This window comes from Streptomyces sp. NRRL WC-3618, from assembly GCF_001280005.1.
Lineage (GTDB): Bacteria > Actinomycetota > Actinomycetes > Streptomycetales > Streptomycetaceae > Streptomyces.
In genome coordinates this window covers 15,665-35,127 of sequence record NZ_LGDW01000236.1, presented here as the reverse complement: position 1 = coordinate 35,127, position 19,463 = coordinate 15,665, and the positions used below count along the sequence as shown (strand labels likewise).

Annotated in this window: 15 protein-coding genes and 1 pseudogene; 7 read left to right on the top strand and 9 right to left on the bottom strand. The window is 71.2% G+C overall.

Features of this window, described 5'->3' with window-relative positions; translation table 11 throughout:
- The first annotated feature begins 165 nt into the window (after positions 1-165).
- Genes ctaD through ADL01_RS20410 form a run of 3 tightly spaced genes read left to right on the top strand, consistent with a single transcriptional unit; the run spans position 166 to position 3,340 of the window.
- Entirely contained in the window at positions 166-1,905 is a 1,740-nt protein-coding gene (gene ctaD / locus ADL01_RS20420; protein ID WP_053743460.1) for a cytochrome c oxidase subunit I, read from the top strand.
- Complete coding sequence (locus ADL01_RS20415; RefSeq protein ID WP_053743459.1) at positions 1,902-2,327, top strand: cytochrome c oxidase subunit 4; 426 nt, start codon at positions 1,902-1,904, stop codon at positions 2,325-2,327. The genes ctaD and ADL01_RS20415 overlap by 4 nt, the downstream gene beginning before the upstream one ends.
- Positions 2,327-3,340, top strand: a complete 1,014-nt coding sequence (locus ADL01_RS20410; protein WP_078960647.1) for an SDR family oxidoreductase — start codon at positions 2,327-2,329, stop codon at positions 3,338-3,340. Before ADL01_RS20415 ends, ADL01_RS20410 begins: the two co-directional genes overlap by 1 nt.
- Before the next feature lie 12 nt (positions 3,341-3,352).
- Here ADL01_RS20410 and ADL01_RS20405 read toward each other — a convergent pair whose 3' ends face one another.
- Positions 3,353-4,999, bottom strand: a complete 1,647-nt coding sequence (locus ADL01_RS20405; protein WP_053743458.1) for a cytochrome b — start codon at positions 4,997-4,999, stop codon at positions 3,353-3,355.
- Between the two features lie 190 nt (positions 5,000-5,189).
- On the opposite strand from ADL01_RS20405, the gene ADL01_RS20400 reads away from it, so the two are divergent.
- Entirely contained in the window at positions 5,190-5,750 is a 561-nt protein-coding gene (locus ADL01_RS20400) for a hemerythrin domain-containing protein (RefSeq protein ID WP_053743457.1), read from the top strand.
- A gap of 64 nt (positions 5,751-5,814) precedes the next feature.
- Positions 5,815-8,865 (top strand): FAD-binding and (Fe-S)-binding domain-containing protein, encoded by a 3,051-nt coding sequence (locus ADL01_RS20395; protein ID WP_053743456.1) that lies wholly within the window; start codon positions 5,815-5,817, stop codon positions 8,863-8,865.
- Positions 8,866-9,133: 268 nt separating this feature from the next.
- Here ADL01_RS20395 and ADL01_RS20390 read toward each other — a convergent pair whose 3' ends face one another.
- The 7 genes and pseudogenes from ADL01_RS20390 to ADL01_RS20365 all read right to left on the bottom strand — a co-directional run bounded on the left by ADL01_RS20390 (position 9,134) and on the right by ADL01_RS20365 (position 15,864).
- Positions 9,134-10,930, bottom strand: coding sequence for a glycoside hydrolase family 15 protein (locus ADL01_RS20390; RefSeq protein WP_053743455.1), 1,797 nt, complete (start codon positions 10,928-10,930; stop codon positions 9,134-9,136).
- On the bottom strand, positions 10,927-12,063 hold the full coding sequence (locus ADL01_RS20385) for an enolase C-terminal domain-like protein (RefSeq protein WP_053743454.1): 1,137 nt from the start codon (positions 12,061-12,063) through the stop codon (positions 10,927-10,929). The genes ADL01_RS20390 and ADL01_RS20385 overlap by 4 nt, the downstream gene beginning before the upstream one ends.
- Positions 12,060-13,904, bottom strand: coding sequence for a thiamine pyrophosphate-requiring protein (locus tag ADL01_RS20380; RefSeq protein ID WP_053743453.1), 1,845 nt, complete (start codon positions 13,902-13,904; stop codon positions 12,060-12,062). The genes ADL01_RS20385 and ADL01_RS20380 overlap by 4 nt, the downstream gene beginning before the upstream one ends.
- Before the next feature lie 146 nt (positions 13,905-14,050).
- Positions 14,051-14,161 (bottom strand): annotated as a pseudogene (locus tag ADL01_RS42310) (four-helix bundle copper-binding protein); the annotation flags it as partial.
- Positions 14,162-14,224: 63 nt separating this feature from the next.
- On the bottom strand, positions 14,225-15,217 hold the full coding sequence (locus ADL01_RS20375; protein ID WP_053743452.1) for a TIGR01777 family oxidoreductase: 993 nt from the start codon (positions 15,215-15,217) through the stop codon (positions 14,225-14,227).
- An 87-nt stretch (positions 15,218-15,304) separates the two neighbouring features.
- Positions 15,305-15,508 carry a hypothetical protein gene (locus tag ADL01_RS46375; protein ID WP_053743451.1) on the bottom strand — a complete coding sequence of 68 codons (204 nt, stop codon included), beginning with the start codon at positions 15,506-15,508 and terminating at the stop codon, positions 15,305-15,307.
- The gene (locus ADL01_RS20365) at positions 15,499-15,864 is read right to left on the bottom strand and encodes a hypothetical protein (RefSeq protein ID WP_053743450.1); all 366 of its coding nucleotides are present in this window, start codon (positions 15,862-15,864) and stop codon (positions 15,499-15,501) included. The genes ADL01_RS46375 and ADL01_RS20365 overlap by 10 nt, the downstream gene beginning before the upstream one ends.
- A gap of 42 nt (positions 15,865-15,906) precedes the next feature.
- On the opposite strand from ADL01_RS20365, the gene ADL01_RS20360 reads away from it, so the two are divergent.
- Together ADL01_RS20360 and ADL01_RS20355 are read left to right on the top strand one after the other, a co-directional pair.
- Positions 15,907-16,572, top strand: a complete 666-nt coding sequence (locus ADL01_RS20360) for a hypothetical protein (RefSeq protein WP_053743449.1) — start codon at positions 15,907-15,909, stop codon at positions 16,570-16,572.
- Positions 16,573-16,785: 213 nt separating this feature from the next.
- A complete protein-coding gene (locus ADL01_RS20355) occupies positions 16,786-17,460 on the top strand; it encodes a sigma-70 family RNA polymerase sigma factor (protein WP_078960646.1) in 675 nt (224 codons plus the stop codon).
- A 94-nt stretch (positions 17,461-17,554) separates the two neighbouring features.
- Here the strand turns inward: ADL01_RS20355 and ADL01_RS20350 are convergent, their stop codons facing one another.
- A complete protein-coding gene (locus ADL01_RS20350) occupies positions 17,555-19,288 on the bottom strand; it encodes a hypothetical protein (RefSeq protein ID WP_199834881.1) in 1,734 nt (577 codons plus the stop codon).
- Between the last annotated feature and the right edge of the window lie 175 nt (positions 19,289-19,463).

Here is a 19,463-nt window from a genome sequence, read left to right as displayed (position 1 = left end):
GTCCACAAGCGTGTCTTCGACGCCCTGGACGCGGTGGAGAAGGAGGTTTCCGCAACGTCGGCATCGGTTAGACGCCGTTGTCGGATGTTCGGCCGGCGCCGGCTCTCCGGGCGCCCCGCCGGAGGGACCCCGCAGGTCAGCGAGTGACGCGAAGAAGGGGCACGCATGGTGGCGGTGGACGAGGGTCCGCGGAGGTCGGACGGGACGGCGAGGCGGCTCGCCCAGGGGAGGGCCGTGGTGCGGTGGCTGACGACCACCGATCACAAGGTCATCGCCCACATGTACCTGGTGACTGCCTTCGGCTTCTTCCTGTTCGCAGGGTTGCTCGCGATGCTGATGCGGGCCGAGCTGGCGCGGCCCGGGATGCAGATCGTCTCCGCGGAGCAGTACAACCAGCTCCTCACCGTCCACGGCACGGTGATGATGCTGTTGTTCGCCACCCCCACGTTCGTGGGGTTCGCCAACGCGGTGATGCCGTTGCAGATCGGCGCTCCTGACGTGGCGTTTCCCCGGCTGAACGCCTACACCTACTGGGTGTATCTGTTCGGCGGCCTGATGGTGGTGTCGGGTTTCCTCACCGACAGGGGAGCGGCCGACTTCGGGTGGTTCGCCTACGCGCCGCTCAACGGACCCGCGCACACGCCCGGAGCCGGTGGCGATCTGTGGGTGATGGGGCTGGTGGTGTCCGGGCTGAGCACCATTTTGGGCGCCGTCAACTTCATCGCCACCGTCATCTGCCTGCGGGCCCCCGGTATGACGCTCTTCCGGATGCCGATCTTCACGTGGAACGTGCTGTTCACATCGATCCTGGTGCTCCTGGCGTTCCCGGTGCTCACCGCCGCTCTCCTGGCGTTGTTCGCCGACCGCCGTTTCGGCGCGCACGTGTTCGACCCGGCCAGCGGGGGCGCGCTGCTCTGGCAGCACCTGTTCTGGTTCTTCGGGCATCCGGAGGTCTACATCGTGGCCCTTCCGTTCTTCGGCATCATCACCGAGGTGATTCCGGTCTTCAGCCGCAAGCCGGTTTTCGGGTATTTCGGTTTGATCGGGGCGACTGTCGCCATCACGGGGCTGTCCGCGATCGTCTGGGCCCACCACATGTTCGCCACGGGCGCGGTGCTGCTGCCGTTCTTCTCGCTGGCGTCGTTCCTGATCGCGGTGCCGACCGGGGTGAAGTTCTTCAACTGGATCGGGACGATGTGGCGCGGTTCGCTCTCGTTCGAGACGCCCATGCTGTGGGCGCTGGGCTTCCTTGCGACCTTTCTCTTCGGCGGGCTGACGGGAGTGCTCCTGGCGTCGCCGCCGCTGGACTTCCACACCACCGACACCTACTTCGTCGTGGCGCACCTGCACTACGTGCTCTTCGGCACCGTCGTCTTCGCCATGTTCGCCGGTTTTTACTTCTGGTGGCCGAAGTTCACCGGCCGCATGCTCGATGAGCGGCTCGGAAAGACGCATTTCTGGACACTGTTCGTCGGCTTCCACCTGACGTTCCTCGTGCAGCACTGGCTGGGTGCCGAGGGAATGCCGCGGCGTTACGCCGACTATCTCGCCGCCGACGGCTTCACCGCCCTCAACACGATCTCGTCCATCGGCGCCTTCCTGCTCGGCGCCTCCACACTGCCCTTCCTCTACAACGTCTGGAAGACAACGCGGCACGGCGAGAAAGTCACTGTGGACGATCCCTGGGGATTCGGGCGCTCCCTCGAATGGGCGACCTCTTGTCCGCCTCCGCAGCACAACTTCGTCGCCCTGCCCCGGATCCGGTCCGAGTCGCCGGCGTTCGACCTGCGCCACCCTCAGCACGCGAAGCACGCGCATTCCCATTCGGCGTCCGGCGGCACTGCCGGGCAGGGACAGACGGGCGGCGTGACCCAAGAGGGAACCGGGAAGGGAGAGCGTCCATGAAGGCCGAGACCGCCCTGTTCGCGGGTGTCAGCCTCTTCTTCGCCGTCAGCGCCTTTGTCTACGGATGGTTCTCGGCCGAGCCGGCGGGCACCGCCGCCCTGGTGGTCTCCTGCCTCATGTCGGCTCTGATCGCCTTCTTCCTCCGGCACCGGCACCGCAAGGACGGGCTTCTGCCGAAGGACCGCAAGGATGCCCCCGTGCACGAGGCCGCGGGGCCCGTGGCCTTCTTCCCGCCGCGCAGCGCCTTCCCGGTGCTGGCGGCGGCTGGTACGGCACTGCTCGGTCTGGGCGCGGTATACGGACTGTGGCTGTTCCTGATCGGCATCGGGGTACTCGTCCCGGGTGTCCTGGGCTTCGTTTTCCAGTACGGCGCACGCGAGACGCAGAGCGTACGCATGACCGGTGTGGAGGTGGAGGACTGATGAGCGACATGACCCGGCAGACGGTCGTGGTGACGGGGGCGAGCGCCGGGATCGGGCGAGCGACCGCCACGATGTTCGCCGCCCGCGGCGCCAGGGTCGCGTTGCTGGCGCGGGGAGGTGCGGGCCTGGACGCGGCCGTCGCCGATGTGCGGGCGGCCGGCGGACAGGCGCTGCCGATCGTCACCGACATGGCGGAGTGGGACCAGGTGGAGGAGGCCGCCCGCCGCGTCGAGGAGGAGTTCGGGCCGGTCGACGTCTGGGTGAACAACGCCTTCACGGCGGCCTTCGGCAAGTTCACCGACCTCACGCCGGACGAGTTCCTGCAGGCCACCAGGTCGACGTACCTCGGCTATGTGTACGGCACCCGCGCCGCGCTGGACCGTATGGTGCCGCGGGACAGCGGCGCGGTGGTGCAAGTGGGCTCCGCGCTCGCCTACCGTGGCATCCCGTTGCAGAGCGCGTACTGCGGCGCGAAGCACGCCGTCCAGGGCTTCACCGAGTCCGTGCGGTGCGAGTTGCTCCACGACAGGTCCCGGGTGCGCGTCACCATGGTCCAGATGCCGGCCGTCAACACCCCGCAGTTCACCTGGCTGCGCAGTCACCTGCCGCGCCACGCCCAGCCGGTGCCCCCGATCTACCGGCCCGAGGTCGCCGCCCGCGCCGTGCTGCGCGCCGCCGACCACCCCCAGCGCCGCGAGTACTGGGTCGGGACGTCCACGGCGCTGACGTTGCTGGCCAACGCCGTCGTACCCGGCTTGCTCGACCGCTATCTGGCCCGCACGGGGTTCGACTCCCAGCAGACCGACGCCCACCCCCGGCCCGAAGGGCATGGCAATCTCTTCGCACCGGCGGACGAGGAGCAGGACTACGGAGCCCACGGTGTCTTCGACGACCAGGCCCACTCCTTCGACCCCCAGGTGTGGGCGAGCCGCCATCACCTGGGCAAGGCGGCGGCCGTGGCGGGACTCGCGGGCGCGGGGTACGCGCTGCTGCGCCGCCGCGGTGGGCACTGAGCCACCGGCACGTCACACGCTCCGGCCGTGCCCGCCCGTGGCGGCCGGAGTCGCGTCGTCGCGCGGTTCGCCGTCGTCGGCGTCCTCGCCGGGGAGCGCTACCCGGTCGCCGTGGAACCAGCCGCTCAGCGCCCGCCTGAGCCGGGTCAGCCGACCCGCCCGCGTGCCGGCCGGCGGCGCCGGCAGCGGACGCGGCAGGTCCCGGTGGACGAGAGTGTGGCGTTCCCGCACCGCGACGGGCCTGCGGGACTCCGCGTAGCCGCCGTGCACCGACTGTGCGACGTCTCCCGTCTCACTGCCCTCCTCGAGCCGGGTGCGGTCATGCCACTGGAGGGCCAGGCATACCCGGCGGGTGAGCCAGAAGGCCAGCAGGGGTCCGGCGAGGACGGCGGCGCGGAGGCACCAGGTGAGCGCGTTCAGCGGGACGTGGAAGACGTGCGCGAGGATGTCCTGGCCGCCGGCCAGGAGCAGCAGTCCGTAGAAGACGATCCCGGCGACGCCCAGGGAGGTGCGGACGGGTACGTCGCGCGGCCGGGCGCACAGGTGCCGCTCGCCCCGGTCACCGGTGATCCAGCGCTCCATGAACGGATACAGGTACAGCGCGAGGAAGAACAGCAGCGGGAAGACGACGGCGGGCAGGAACGGGTTCCAGGAGACGGTGTGACCCCACAGCCGGGTCTCGAACCCCGGCAGGAGCCGCATCGCGCCTTCGATGAAGCCCAGGTACCAGTCGGGCTGGGCGCCGCCGGAAACCTGGTCGGGCCGGTAGGGGCCGTAGTTCCACACCGGGTTGATCTGGGCGAGAGCACCCAGGACCGCGAGCAGCCCGGAGACGATGGCCAGCAGGCCGGCCGACTGCGCGGCGAACTGCGGGAACATCGGCTTGCCCACCACGTTCCGGTTGGTGCGGCCGGGGCCGGGCCACTGGGTGTGCTTGAGGTGGACCACCAGGATGAGGTGAAGGACCACGCCCGCCAGCAGCGCGCCCGGCAGGAGCAGGATGTGCACGGGGTACAGCCGGGAGACGATGTCGTGTCCCGGGAACTCCCCGCCGAACAGGAACATGCTCAGGTAGGTGCCGATCACGGGCACGGACAGCACGAAGCCCTGCGCGGTCCGCAGGCCCGTGCCCGACAGCAGATCGTCGGGGAGCGAGTAGCCGGCGAAGCCCTCCAGCATCGTGAGCAGGAAAAGGGTGATGCCGATCAGCCAGTTGGCCTCACGGGGCCGCCGGAAAGCTCCGGTGAAGAACACGCGCAGCATGTGCACGCCGACGGAGGCGGTCATCACCAGCGCTGCCCAGTGGTGGATCTGGCGGATCAGCAGACCACCGCGTACGTCGAAGCTGATGCGCAGGGCGGAGGCGAAGGCCTCGCTCATCCGGACGCCGCGCAGCGGTACGTACGAGCCCTGGTAGACGACCTCGGACATGCTCGGCCGGAAGAACAGTGTCAGCCACACGCCGGTCACCAGCAGCACGACGAAGCTGTACAGAGCCAGTTCGCCCAGCAGGAAGGACCAGTGGTCGGGGAACGCCTTGCGCAGCGTCGTGCGTGCGGCGTCCACCAGGGGCAGGCGCCGGTCGAGGCGGAGCACGGTGTCCCCGGCCGCCCGCGCGGCCCTCTGCTTCAGTCGTGCTCTGCTTCGGGACAGGAGCACAGGCAACACCCTCGACGATTCGCGGAACTGGTCGGAACAGGCGTACCCCGAGGACGGGGTTCCATCGCGGCACCGCCCGCATCCGACCCGCAGACGGGTCCGATGCGCCGAATGCCTGCCCGGTTTGCGCGCGCGGGGCCGTGGATACACGGTCGAGGCGTTCCCGTCAGCACGCAGAGAGGAAGCACTCATGGGACACGGCGGAGATGTCATCGCGGAACTGACGACCGATCACCGTGAGGTCGAAGAACTGTTCGGGAAGATCGAGGCCCTGCCTCCGGGGGACGAGCAGCGCAAGAAGTACGCCGACCAAGCCGTGATCGAGCTGGTGCGGCACTCGGTCGCCGAGGAGGAGTACCTCTACCCGGCCGTGCGCGAGTTCCTGCCGGACGGTGACGCCGTCGCCGACCAGGAGCTCCAGGACCACGCCGAGGCCGAGCGGACGATGAAGGCACTCGAAGGCGTCGACGCCAAAGACGCGGAGTTCGACCGGATCGTCGGCGAGCTGATGACGGAGATCCGCACGCACGTCCGGGACGAGGAGGACAACCTCTTCCCGCGGCTGCGCTCGGCGGCTTCCGGGGACCAGCTGATGAAACTGGGGGACAAGGTCCGCCAGGCGAAGAAGACCGCTCCCACCCGGCCGCATCCGTCGGCTCCGGACACGCCGCCGGCCAACAAGCTGCTGGCCCCCGGCGCGGGCATGGTCGACCGGATCAGGGACGCCCTGACGGGGCGCGGCAAGGACTGACGGCGCAGAACGTCCGCCCGCGCCGAATCCGCCCGATGTCGTCCACCAGAGTGGAGTGTCGCTCGTGAATCCGGTCGATCTGCCCCTTCCCGTCGTCAGGCGCCCTCAGGCACCGACCGACGTGGGCGCTCTGGAGCGCGACCTGCGCGAGCGGGTCGACGGCGAGGTCCGGTTCGACGCGGGTACGAAGGCGGCGTACTCGACGGACGGTTCGAACTACCGGCAGGTGCCCATCGCGGTGGTCCTCCCGCGAACGGTGGAGGCGGCCGTCGAGGCGGTGGCGGCCTGCCGTGAGCACGCGGCACCGCTGCTGTCCCGTGGCGGCGGCACCAGCCTGGCGGGCGAGTGCTGCAACACCGCGGTGGTGCTCGACTGGAGCAAGTACTGCGACCGGCTGGTGTCGGTGGACCCGGAGAACCGCCGCTGCGTGGTCGAGCCGGGGATCGTCCTGGACGACCTCAACCGGCAGCTCGCCGAGCACGGGCTCATGTACGGGCCCAAGCCGGCCACCCATCCCAACTGCACCATCGGCGGGATGATCGGCAACAACTCGTGCGGATCGACGGCCCAGGCGTACGGCAAGGTCGTCGACAACCTGCACCGCCTGGAGATCCTCACCTACGACGGTGTGCGCATGTGGGTGGGGCGGACCGACGACGGCGAACTCCAGCGGCTGACCGCCGCCGAAGGACGCCAGGCGGAGCTGTACCGGGGCCTGGTGGCCTTGCGGGACCGGTACGCGGGACTGGTACGCGATCGCTATCCCGACATCCCGCGCCGGGTGTCCGGCTACAACCTCGACTCGCTGCTGCCCGAGCACGGCTTCGACGTCGCCGGCCTGCTGACCGGCTCCGAATCCACCCTGGTGACCGTCCTGCACGCGGAACTCGAGCTCGTACCCGTGCCCAAGCACACCGCCCTGGTCGTGCTCGGCTACGAGGACATCTGCCAGGCGGCCGACCACGTGCCGGCCGTTCTGGAACACGAGCCGGCCGCCCTGGAGGGCGTGGACCACCAGCTGATCCACTTCCAGCAGGTCAAGCACCTCAACCCGGACGCACTGGAGGAGCTGCCCGAGGGCCGGGCATACCTGATGGTGCAACTCGTCGGCGCCACGCGTGAAGAGGCCGACGCCAAAGCCCGGGCGCTGATCGACGCCAAGCCCGACGACGTCGGCCACACCTGGTACGAGGACGAGCGGCATGTGCACGAGCTCTGGCGGGTCCGCGAGTCCGGCCTCGGTGCCACCGCGCACGTACCCGGCAAACCCGACACCTGGGAGGGCTGGGAGGACTCCGCCGTCCCCGTCGACCGCCTGGGCGACTATCTGCGCGACCTCAAGCGGCTGTACGAGGAGTTCGACTACGGGCACCCTTCCGTCTACGGCCACTTCGGCCACGGCTGCGTCCACACCCGCATCCCCTTCGACCTGGAGTCCGAACAGGGCATCGCCCGGATGCGCGCCTTCGTGGAGAAGGCCGCCGACCTCGTCGTGTCCTACGGCGGATCGCTGTCCGGCGAGCACGGCGACGGCCAGTCCCGGGGCGAGCTCCTGGACAAGATGTTCGGGCCGGAGCTGATCGAGGGCTTCGAGCGGCTGAAGGGCCTCTTCGACCCGGAGAACCGCATGAACCCCGGGAAGATCGTCCTGCCGTACCGCCTCGACGAGAACCTGCGCCTGGGCGCGGACCACCTGCCCTGGGAGCCGGAGACCGTCTTCTCCTTCCCGCACGACGACGGCAGGTTCAGCCGTGCCGCCGCCCGCTGCGTCGGCGTCGGCAAGTGCCGCTCCTCCCAGGGCGGGGTGATGTGCCCCAGCTACCGGGCCACCCGCGAGGAGGAGCACTCCACCCGAGGCCGGGCCCGGCTGCTGTTCGAGATGGTCAACAACGACGGCGACTCGCCGCTGACGGACGGCTGGCGGTCCGAGGCGGTGCACGACGCGCTGGACCTGTGCCTGGCCTGCAAGGGCTGCAAGACGGACTGCCCGGTCAACGTGGACATGGCCACCTACAAGGCGGAGTTCCTGCACCACCATTACCAGGGGCGGTTGCGCCCCCTCGCGCACTACTCCATGGGGTGGCTGCCTGCCGTCGCCCGGGTGGTCTCCCTCGCTCCCCGTACGGTCAACGCGTTGACGGCGGTGCCGTGGATGTCCCGGGTGGCCAAGGCGCTCGGCGGCATCGCCCCGGAGCGCGACGTGCCCGTCTTCGCGGAGCAGCGCTTCACCGACTGGTGGCGCGAGCGGGGCGGGCCGCGCGGTGACGGTCACCGGGGTGAGGTCGTGGTGTGGCCCGACACCTTCACCGACCACTTCCATCCGGCGATCGGCAGGGCCGCGGTGGAGGTCCTGGAAGCGGCCGGCTTCCGGGTCAAGGTGCCCGAGGTCGCCGTGTGCTGCGGCCTGACCTGGATCTCCACCGGACAGCTCGACGTGGCCAGGCGCGTGCTCGGACACACGATCGACGTGCTGCGCGAGGACCTGCGTCGCGGAACGCTGGTGGTCGGCCTGGAGCCGAGCTGCACCGCCGTCTTCCGCGCGGACGCGGCCGAACTCCTGCCCAGGGACCCCGATGTGGACCGGCTGCGCCGGCAGACCCGCACGCTGGCCGAACTCCTCGTCGAACGCGCCGGGGACTGGCAGCCGCCCCGCGTCGACGCACGCGCTGTGGTCCAGCGCCACTGCCATCAGTACGCCGTCATGGGCTTCGAAGCCGACCGCGAGATCCTCGAACGCGCCGGGGTCGACGCCGACGTCCTGGACGCCGGCTGCTGCGGCCTGGCCGGCAACTTCGGCTTCGAGAAGGGCCACTACGACGTCTCCATGGCCTGCGCCGAGGCAGGACTGCTGCCCGCCGTGCGCGACGCGGACGACACGACGCTGATTCTCGCGGACGGCTTCAGCTGCCGCACCCAGGTCGACCAGGCCGGCACCGGACGCACTCCACTGCACCTGGCGGAAGTTCTGGCAGCCGGGCTGACGGGGCAGCAGGCCGTGCCCGATCGGCCGGCGGCTCCCGGGTCCCGTGCCCTGCTGCCACTGGGCGTCGCCGGAGCGGCCGGGGCAGCCATGACGGGGTGGTGCTTGCGTCGCATACGCCGCGCCCGGCGATGAGCGCGCCTCACTTCCCGGCGCCAGGGCGTGTTTCGAAAGTAGCGTCGTCTGCCCGAAGGGCAGGCCCGGCGGCGTCTGGTGCGTGCGATCGCAAGGCGGAGGGTCGCCCCGATACTGGTTGTATCGCCCAGATATTGGTTGTATCGGGGCGATCCCGACAACGGGGCTGGGGGTCCCCCTCCGGGGGAGTGCGTGCCAGGCGTCGCCGGGCAGACGGGACTTTCGAAACACGCCGTAGCACCCGGCGTCGGCAGTTGCGCCGGGGCGTTCACCAGCCGGCGGACGACACCGTGTCCGCAGCCCTGCCGAACAGGGCCGAGCACTCCAGCAGCAGGGCATGGACGAACCCCTGAGGAACGTTGCCCCGCAGTTGGCGCTGCGCCACGTCGTATTCCTCGGCGAACAGTCCGGTGGGCCCGCACGCCGAGCGGGTGCGTTCGAACCACCTCGCCGCCTCGGTGTGCAGGCCCTGTGCGTGGGCGGCGAGCGCCATCGTGAAGCCGCACAGCAGGAAGGCGCCCTCCGCGTCGCCCAGCGGCTCGTCCCCGTGCCGGAAACGGTAGACGTAGCCGTCGTCCGCCAGTCGGCGCACGACCTGTGAGCGGGTGAGGGAGAAGCTGGGATCCGTCCGCGGCACCGCTCCACGGGCCAACGGCAGCAGAAGGGCCGCCTCCGGCCCGGTGTCGTCGTCGGCGCGCTGCCAGTGGCCGTCGGGGTGGAGGCAGCGCGTCCGGGTGGCGTCCAGGATGCGGTCGGCCAGGCGTGACCAGTCCGCCGACGCGGGAGTGCGCAGCTGGCGGGACAGGTCGCGCAGGCCCACGACACAGCAGAGACGGGAGTGGGTCCACCAGCGGTCCTCCAGTTCCCACAGCCCGGCGTCCGGCTGCGTCCAGCGGTCTTCGACGGCTTCGGCGGCCAGGGTGGCGGCCTCGGCTGCCCGGGTGTCCAGGACGCCGTGGCGGGCGGCTGCGGCGAACAGTTGGAGTGCCTCCCCGAAGACATCGAGCTGGAACTGCCGGCCCGCGCGGTTGCCCGTCCGGTCGCTGCCGCCGGGGTAGCCGACGAAGGGCAGGTCGCGTTCGGGTGGCAACGGCGTCCCGTTCACCGTGTAGGCGGGCCGCAGCGCGGCGCCGTCTTCGAGGATGCGGTCGGCGACGAAGCGCACCGCGCGGTCCAGCAGCGGGTGCGGGCCGTGTGCGGCGACCGCGATGCCCGCATAGCACTGGTCGCGGACCCAGGCGTACCGGTAGTCGTAGTCGCGTCCGGTGTCGGAACGTTCGGGCAGCGACGTGGTGGCCGCGGCGACCATGCCCCCGGTGGCACTGGTCAGCCCGTTCAGCACCGCGTACGCCATGCGGGTGTCGCGGGGCGCGGCGGTGTCCGAGCAGTCCGGCACGGCCCGCTTCCACCACCGTTCGGTGGCGCTCCACAGGGAGTGCGGGTCGAGGGGAGCGTTCTGCGGCTCCGTGGCGATTTCCAGGACCAGGTCGTGGGTGCCGCCCTCCGGCAGGCGCAATCGGGCGTGCAACCCACCGTCCGGCCCCGGACGGGCTTCCTCGGCTCCGGTGAGCCTCACACACAGGGCACCGGAGCGTGCCCGCCAGGTGGCGCCCTCCTGCCGCGTCCGTGTCATGGGGTGCTGCCCGTAGTCGGCGCGCACGTCGAGGTCGACGTCGACGACCGCGCTGCCGCGAACGGCACGGATCCGGCGGAGCAGCACGACGCGTCGGGTGTCGGCCGGGACCGCCAGGGCCTCCCGGCAGGAGATGATCCCGTCGGCGGTGACCCACCGGCTGACGCGGATGAGCGTGCCGTCCTCGTAGTAGCCGCCCCACACGTTCCACCGGTCGGTAGGACGGATGCGGTACCGGCCGGGGCCGCCGAGCAGGCCGTTGAAGACGGCGCCGTCGTGCCAGGCGGGCGCGCACAGCCAGGCGATCTCCCCGCGTGGATCGATGAGGGCCCCGCGCTCTCCGTCGGCGATCAGGGCGTAGTCGCGCAGTGTCCAGGGGCTGTCCGCCCCGGTGGCTGCGGTCGCACCGTCGGTCGTGCCGGGCCGGGTCATGCGGTGCGGTAGCGGTCGGCGGCCGCCCGGTCCAGAGTGAGGCCGTGGCCCGGCTCGCCGGAAGCGCCGGGGGTGACAGTGCCGCCCTGCGGGTCGAGCGTGCCGTGGAAGAGCATGTTCTCGACGCGTACGTGGTCGTGGAACCACTCCAGATGGCGGGTGTTGGGTACGGCTGCGGCGACATGGGCGTGCAGGTGCGGAGCGCAGTGGCCCGAGATGTGCAGCCCAAGTCCCTCGGCCACGGCTGCGGCGCGGAGCCACACGGTGATGCCGCCGCAGCGGGTGACGTCGGCCTGGAGGCAGTCGACGGCTCCCGAGGCCGCCATCCGGGTGAAGTACGGCAGGTCGTAGCCGTACTCGCCGGCTGCGACGTCGGCGGTGACGGCGTCGCGTACTTCGCGCAGCCCGCTCAGGTCGTCGGAGGACACCGGCTCCTCCAGCCAGGTGATGCCGAGGTCGGCCATGGCGGCTGCCATGCGTACGGCCTGTTTTCGGGTGTAGCCGCCGTTGGCGTCCACGTACAGCTCGGCACCGTCACCGACGGTACGGCGGGCCAGCCCTGTGCGGTGCAGGTCACGGGCCTCGCGGCGCCCCCAGGACTCGGCGATCTTGATCTTCACGCGGTCGATGCCCTGATCGGTCCAGCCCCGCAGCTGCTGCTCGAGCTGGGTGTCGTCGTAGGTGGTGAGGCCGCCGCTGCCGTACACCGCGACCTCGTTGCGGGCCGCGCCGAGCAGCCGTACCAGGGGCAGGTCCAGCAGTCGTGCCTTGAGGTCCCACAGGGCGGTGTCGACGGCGGAGAGGGCCCCGGCGGCGATGCCGGGCCTGCCCGCGTTGCGCAGAGCCCGGCTCATCCGGTCGTTGGCGGCGGGCACGTCGAAGGCGTCGTGCCCGACGACGAGGTCCGCCAGTTCGTGCTCGACGACAGGGGCGGTGGCGGGCGAGCCGTAGGTGAAGCCGAGGCCCGTCCGGTCCGCCGCGGTGACCTCGACCAGTACCGACGTCGTCGCGTCCCAGGTGAGGGTCGCGTCGCCGCCGGGCAGATCGGTGGGGATCCGGTACACGGAGACGGCCAGACGCTCCACGACGGGCCCGTCATGGAGTGTCCGGTCCTGCGGCGCCTTCCGGGTCACTTGTTCTCTTCGGTGCTGTCGTGCTGGCCGGCGCCGGGGCGGTCGTCGCGGTGGCGGCTGCCGGGGAGCATTTCCTGCACCTTGGCCTTGAACCCCTGCTTCACCATGGAGCCGCGGTCGCTGTCGCCCTTGAGGACGGCGGTGGCCGCGGCCTCGATCTGGTCCAGCGAGGCGTGCGGCGGGATCGGCGGCACGGCCGGATCGGTGCGGAAGTCGATGACGAACGGGCGGTCGGCGGCGAGGGCCCGGTCCCAGGCGGCCTCAACCTGCCTGGGCTTCTCCACCCGAACCCCGTCCAAGCCCATGCGCTGGGCGATGTCGGCGTAGGGCAGGTCGGGGATGGCCTGCGACTCCTCGAACTGGGGGGCGCCGGACATGGCGCGCATCTCCCACGTGACCTGGTTGAGGTCGCCGTTGTTCAGCACGGCCACGATCAGCCGCGGGTCGGACCACTCGCGGTAGTACTTCGCGGCGGTGACCATCTCCATCATGCCGTTCATCTGCATGGCGCCGTCCCCGACCAGGGCGATGGCGGGCCGGTCGGGGTGGGCGAACTTCGCCCCGATGGCGTAGGGCACACCGGGGCCCATGGTGGCCAGGGTGCCGGACAACGACCCGCGCATACGGCCGCGCAGCCGCAGGTGACGGGCGTACCAGTTGGCGGCCGAGCCGGAGTCGGCACTCAGGATCGCGTCGTCGGGCAGCTTGCCGTCCAGGGCGTGGACGACGTACTCCGGGTTGATGGGGTCCGCGCTGACGGCGGCGCGGCGCTGCATGACCTCCCACCAGCGGGCGACGTTCTTCTCGACCTTCTCCCGCCAGGCCCGGTCCTGCTTGCGGTGCAGGCGGGGCAGCAATCGCTGCAACGTCTCACGGGCGTCGCCGACGAGGTTCACTTCGTTCGGGTAGCGCAGACCGATCATGTGCGGGTCGATGTCGATCTGCACGGCCCGCGCCTGGTCCAGTTCCGGCATGAACTGCGTGTACGGGAAGCTGGAGCCGATCATCAGCAAGGTGTCGCACTCCTGCATCAGCTCGTACGAGGGGCGGGTGCCCAGCAGCCCGATGGAGCCGGTCACGTAGGGCAGATCGTCCGGCAGGACGTCCTTGCCCAGCAGCGCCTTGGCCACCCCGGCGCCCAACACGTCCGCCAGCCGCTCGACCTCCTCGCGCGCGCCGCGGGCACCCTGCCCGATCAGCACGGCGACCTTCTCGCCGGCGTTCAGCACGTCGGCGGCCCGCTGGACGTCCTCGTCGGCCGGGACCGGCGCGTAGCGTCCGAGGCCCAGGCTGGAGGGCACCATCTTGAAGGCGTGCGTGGGCGGGCTGTAGTCGAGTTCCTGCACATCGGCGGGCAGGATGATCGCGGTGACGGTGCGCTTGGCGTAGGCGGTGCGGAACGCCCGGTCGATCAGGTTGGGCAGCTGCTCGGGCACCATCGCCGTCTCGCAGAAGTCGGAGGCGACGTCCTTGTAGAGGCTGGCGAGATCCACTTCCTGCTGGTAGGAGCCGCCCATGGCGCTGCGGTTGGTCTGCCCCACCAGCGCCACCACGGGAACATGGTCCAGCTTGGCGTCGTAGAGCCCGTTCAGCAGGTGGATGGCGCCGGGTCCCGAGGTGGCCGCGCAGACCCCGACCTTGCCGGAGAACTTCGCGTAACCGACGGCCTGGAACGCGGCCATCTCCTCGTGGCGGGCCTGGACGAACTTCGGCTGGTTGTCCGCCCGTCCCCAGGCCGCCAGCAGACCGTTGATGCCGTCGCCCGCATAGGCGAACACATGGTCGACATCCCACTCGCTCAGCCGCTGGAGGATGTAGTCGGACACCTTGGTGCTGGCCATGCAAACTCCGTTTCCGATCCCGTCGACGAACGACCGACCCCGCGTTCCGGCTGTGTGAAGGGGGCCGCGGGTGAGACGCTTCACGGGTAACCCTGCGACCACGGGCGAAACGTCGCCCCGGCGGAGCCCGCCCCGTCGCCCGGACGTCAGCCCAGGGCGGCGAGCAGGTCGTTGCATGCCTGCTCACAGCGGCGGCAGGCTTCGGCGCAGACGCGGCAGTGATCGTGCTGTTCGGCGTGGCTCGCGCACTCGTCACCGTGCCGCCTGCGGGGTCCCGGAACTCGCGCACCGGAGGGCACTCGCGCACCTTTCTCGGCCGGTTACCGATGCGCTGTGGCCGCCCGTCGTGCCCGGGCGCCGGTGCGCGTCCCGGCCCGGTCGCGCACCCTTCGTACGAGGTCGGTCGCCGCCCCCGGCCACTCGGGGTGTTCGAAGGTGAAGCCCGCGTCGAGCAGGCGGCCCGGGACGACACGGCGGCTCTTCAGCAGGAGTTCGGTGTCCGAGCGGAGCGCGAACGCGCCCAGTTCCGCCATCCACCGCGTCGCGGGCAGGCCCACCGGGACGCCCCACGCGGTGCGCAGCGCGTGCATGAACGCGCGTTGCGGGACGGGATGGGGAGCGGCGAGGTTCACCGGTCCGGTGAGGTCGTCCCGCTCGGCCAGGAACTCGACGGCGCGTACGAAGTCGTGGTCGTGGATCCAGGACACGTACTGCGCGCCGCCCGCGACCGGGCCGCCGAGGCCGAGCCGGGCCAGCCGCAGCAGGACGTCGAGGACACCGCCGCGATCCGGGCTCATCACCATGGCCGTCCGCAGGGCGACCTTTCGGGTGTCCGGGGTCGCCGCCTGCTCCTGGGCCGCCTCCCAGGCCCTGGCGATGTCGACGCTGTAGGCCCAGTAGTCCGGTACGCCGGGTTCGGTGCCGCCGATGAGGCCGGTCGCCTCGTCGTTGGGGGCGTCGAAGCGGTGGGCGTAGACGGTGGCCGTGCTCATCTGGAGCCAGAGGCGAGGTGGCCGGGCGGCGCCCGCGATCGCCTCGCCGACGACCTGGGCGGAGTGCACACGTGAGTCCATCATGGCCCGCAGGTTGGCCGGGGTGTAGCGGCAACTGACGCTGCGGCCCGCCAGGTTGATCACGACGTCGCTGCCGTCGACCGCCCCGGCCCAGGCGCCCAGGGTCTCGCCGTCCCAGCCGATCTCGTGCTCGCGCGTGGGCCGGCGGGTCAGGACGGTGACGTCGTGTCCGGCGGCGGTGAGCGCGCGGTGGAGGATCGCGCCCACCTGACCGGTACCTCCGGGTATGACTACCTTCATGACTCCCCCTGGGGCTTGGAACGTGTCCTGCGAGCAGCGTAGCGCAGAAAATTGAACACGTTCAAAAGCACGTTCAAAAGAGGGTGCCTATTTCACGAACCGGGCGATCTTCGTGGCGTTCCCCAAGAGGCGTTCCAGCGGCCCGCGGCCGAAGAAGCGGGACCAGACGGTGGCGAAGACGGTCACGGCCACGACGAAGCCGACCAGCACGTACAGCGGGGAGCCGGGGAGCTCCTCGATGCCGAGGATCCGGATGCCGGCCACGTGGAAGACGTACGCGGTCAGGGACATCGTGCCGACCGCGACGAGACGGCGAGGCGGACGCGTACGGCGGTGGACGCGAGGTCGAGACGGGCCACCGCCATGCCCGCGAAGACGAACGGGATCCAGGTCAGGGCCGGGTGGCTACCGGTGAACAGCAGCTCGACGAAGCCGCCGGTGCCGCTGACCCGGGCGAGCGGGTCGTCGCGTGTGAAGGTCTCCGCCCAGGTGCTGTTGTACGTGGACTGCTGGATGACGTACAGGACTTGGGGCAGGACGAGCGCCGTACCGGCGGCGAGGGCGGCCAGGGTGCAGGCGCTCCGGCGGACCCCCGCCGACCGGCCGGGGGCGTCCCGCCGAACGGCTGATCGGTAATTTGCGTACATACCAACGACGTTCGGGTTACGGATGGAAGGATGAGGGCCGTCATGACTGCCGGGTGGGGTTCACGCGCGCTGCGGGCCGCGGTGTTCGCGGCCGTCTGCGTCGTGCTCGCCGCCCTCGGTCACGTGCTCATGTCCGGCTCGGCCGTCGCCTGGTGGACGTTGGCCGCGGGGGCTCTGGTCACGGGCGGCGCGGGCTGGTGCCTCACCGGCCGTGAGCGCGGACTCCCGCTGGTCGTGGGCGTGGTGGTGGTCGCCCAGGGCGCGCTGCACTCTGCCTTCTCGTTCGCACGGGGCATGGAGACGGGGTCCGCCGGCATGGCGATGGACTCCATGGACATGGCCCACGCCGGCGTCGGCGCCGACATGGGCATGGGCATGGGCATGGGGACGGGTGCGGGTCATGCGGCCCACGGCCACCTCGGTCCGGACGTCCTGTCGTCCTCGTACGGCATGCTCGCCGCCCACACGCTCGCCGCGCTGCTGTGCGGGCTGTGGCTGGCGTACGGCGAGCGGGCCGCGTTCCGCATCCTGCGGGCGGTGGCCGGCCGGCTGGCCGCTCCGCTGCGGCTCGCACTCGCGCTGCCCGCGCTGCCTGACCGGCCCCGGCTCCGCCCGCGACGCGGGCGCTCGGACCGGGCGCCGCGGCGGCTCGAGCTCGTCCACACGATCACTTCTCGGGGCCCGCCGACGGGGATCGCTGTCGTCTGAGACAGCTGGTTCCCCGGGCCCTCCAGGTCACGCCGACGCACATCCATGTCGGCCGGCCTCCGCAGGTGTCTCGGGCCCCGGTCGTACCCGTCGCACGTGCGTACGGCCGTTCCTCCCTCTGCCGGCAGCGGCGCGCACCCACGTCTCGCCCGGGCGTAGACACGTCCCGCGCGTCGCGACAGCCTCGTGGGTCGCCGCCCTGCCGGATTCCGGATGATCCGAGAAGGACACCAGGTGATCACTCCTTTCCTGCCCGTGCCGACCCTCCCGGCCTCCGCGACCTCGCCGATCTCCTCGGCGCAGCCGGTGGACGAGTCCATAACCGCCTGGGCGCTCGCCGCCCGGGCCGGCGACCCGGCTGCCGTCGAACGTTTCGTCGGCGCGCTGCACCGCGATGTGGTGCGGTACGTCGCCCATCTCTGTGCGGATCCGCAGGCCGCCGACGACCTCGCCCAGGACACGTTCCTGCGGGCGCTCGGCAGCCTGCACCGGTTCGAGGGGCGGTCCTCGGCGCGCTCCTGGCTGATGGCCATCGCACGGCGCGCGGTGATCGACAGCTTCCGGCACACCGCCGCCCGGCCCCGGCTGTACGACACCGAGGACTGGCGGCTGACCGTCGAACTGGCCCAGCCGCGCGGGCTGCCCGGCTTCGACGACGGGGTGGCGCTGCTCGACCTGCTGGCCGCGCTGCCCGACGAACGGCGCGAGGCGTTCGTCCTCACGCAACTGATGGGGCTGCCCTACGCGGAGGCGGCCGAGGTCAGCGACTGCCCCGTGGGGACGGTGCGGTCACGGGTGGCCCGGGCCCGCGCGACCCTCGTCGACCTGCTGGCGGCAGCAGAGGCCGAGACGGAGGCGGAGTCGCGGTCGGCCGTTCTGGTCGCCTGAGCACCAGACGGGTCGGCGGGCGGAACCGGCGGGCGCGACAGAAGGGGCACCGTTTCTCCCCGCCCGCCCTCCTCCGGCAGCAGCCCGCGCAGCTCTACGGCACCCGCTTCACGGCCGACCCGCCCGGCAGCCGGAGGTCCACGCTCGACAAGGTGTCCGGTGACGCCGTGAAGACACGCAGCCGGATACGCGTATCTGGGCGCTCGGGTACCGGGAACACCCGTTCGGGCGGCTGGATCCGGTAGAGGGCGCTCGTGTGCGCGGGCAGCGTGGCCGGTCCCTGGACCACCGTCCACCAGCGGGTCATGCCCTGGCCGGTGGTGAGCGTGAAGTGGGGGGTGAGGGCGCTGTCGTCCCCGTTCGTCACCCGGACGGACAGTTCCGACACGCCGGCCGGACCGCTCGTGAGCGTCCTCGTCACCCGCAGCCGCAGCGGCGGTGAACCCGTCGCCGCCACGGCGGTACACACCAGCGCCGGTACGAGGAGCAGCGCGCCGGTCGCGACCAGCGCGGGGCGTCGGCGCGGGCCCGCCAGGAAACGCGGCCGGGGCTGCCACGCCCTGGCGAAGGACGCGGCCGGTGTGGTCACCGCGGCCGCCAGCCACAGCGGGGTCATCATCAGGTAGTAGCCGTCCTGCGAACGCGTCGCCAGGAAGAAGGCGCACCACGGCAGCACCACCGTCGCCGGACCCAGCCGCCGCACGAACACGACGAGCAGCGCCAGCAGCGCCCCCGTCAGCAGCATGCTCGCGTGCGAGTACCAGGCCAGCCGGTCGCTGCCGTCGGTGAAGTAGAGCGCGACGCCCACCAGGCCCTGCCCGTGGATCGTCGCGTCCTGCGTCAGCGGCAGCGCGACACCGGTCGCCCAGGTGCGCGGCTCGCTGACGATGAAGTACGTGTTGATCAGCAGCCATACGGTGGCCGCCGCACCGGTGATCCGCAGCACCACCCAGGCGGCGGGACGGGCGCCCAGCTCGCCCCGGCGCACGGCGTAGATCCCGGCCAGCAGGAACGGCACGAGGAACCACGGCAGTTGCTGCGCCGCGCAGGCCGCGCCCAGACAGGCGGCGCGCGCGAGGCCGCCCCGGCCCAGCCGTCCGCCCGCCCCGATCCGCGGCCAGCGCACCACTACAGGGACGAGCAGCGCGAGCCCGACGATCGCCGGGTATCCGAGCCGCGCGTAGCTCGGCAGGAAGCCGAAGCCCAGGCACACCATGGTCGCCGCCGACCGCCACGGCACCGGCAGCAGCAGCCACAGCGTCACCGCGGCGACGAGGAGCGCCCCGGTCGTCACCACGGTCGCGGCGAGCGCGCCGTGCCCGAGCCACAGCAGTGGCGCGGTCAGGAGCGGGACGAGGGGCGGGTAGCCGTAGGTGAAGTCGTAGCCGCCGTTCATCGTCGGAGTCAGGGTGACGCCGGAGTTGTGCTGGAACAGCCACGGCCAGGGCTGCCCGTACACGGGGTGTCCGGCGGCCAGTTCGCGGGCGGCCTGCGTGGTGAGGACGCCCTCGTCGCCGCCGGCGTGGTTCAGGGCGAGCGTGCACACGGTCAGCGTCACGGCCGTGATCAGGACGCACAGGTCAAGGCGGGCGAGCGTCCGGGGCCGGCGTACGGTCAGCGCCAGCGCTCCGGTGACCATGATCGACAGATAGCAGAGCGAGACGACGGCGGCGATGACGAGCTGGTGACTGGCGGCCTGCGTCCACAGCGAGCGCGTACCGATGAACAGGCTGACGGTCGCGAGCAGGGTCAGCACGCGATGCCACTGCACGGGGGCGTCGGCCTCCGGCGTCCCCACCGGGGTCCGGGTCCGGGACTGGGGCCGGATCCGGAGGGGGTTCGTCTTCGCCGTGGCGTCCGGCGCTATTTCTGCCAAGTGCACGACATCGGACGGTAATCGGGCCCGGTATGCCGCGTGCCATAGGAGGTGAAACGGCCGGTGTGAGGCCGGTAAGAATATCCGTCAGTAGTATTTATCGGATTTTATGGCATTTCTGGTATTT